We start from the raw sequence: 662 nt of genomic DNA, 5'->3' as shown, positions 1-662 counted from the left end.
CGTAACAAGCCAAATCCATCCGGTAACGGCAGGCTTGACTTATCTACTTTTCCGTTGCTGGTCAGTGGCAGGTATTCCAACTGCACATAATGACCAGGTACCATGTAGCCCGGAACATGACGACTTAGATAGGACCGGAGCTCGGTGAGCATTATCGCTTCTTTACTGACAATATAACCCACCAGCTCATAATTCCCTTCTCCTGATACTTTGGCCGTAACTATCGCTTCTTCTACCTGAGGGTGCTCTCGCAAACAGCTTTCTATCTCGCCTAACTCAACACGATAACCATTTATTTTCAACTGGTTATCCCGCCGCATTATATACTCGATCTCCCCATTCGAATGCCACTTTCCGATATCTCCGCTCCGATAAACCAATGATCCGGGACGGAAAGGGTCGGGAATGAACTTTTCTTTCGTTTGCCCAGCGTTGCCAAGATATCCCTTGGCTAAGTTCCAGCCCCCTATATAGATCTCCCCCTCTACTCCCGGCGGTACAAGCCTCATATTACTATCCAGAATGTAGATTACCGTATTGTCTACCGGCTTACCTATACTGGCTTTTAGTGGTAAAACGCCATCCTGGTAACTATAACTTGTACCCGTAACTACGTGCGTTTCTGATGGCCCGTATAAGTTATAGAGCCGGACCTCCGGATT

At 47.4% G+C, this 662-nt stretch carries 1 protein-coding gene; it reads right to left on the bottom strand.

Features of this window, described 5'->3' with window-relative positions:
• A partial coding sequence (locus ACFFGT_RS19165) for an AMP-binding protein (RefSeq protein ID WP_377024127.1) occupies positions 1 to 662 on the bottom strand: 662 nt, incomplete at both ends.

Origin of the sequence: Mucilaginibacter angelicae (assembly GCF_042434235.1) — a bacterium.
Lineage (GTDB): Bacteria > Bacteroidota > Bacteroidia > Sphingobacteriales > Sphingobacteriaceae > Mucilaginibacter > Mucilaginibacter angelicae.
Note: the sequence above shows the minus strand (reverse complement) of the source record. Positions and strands in the feature narration are given on the sequence as shown.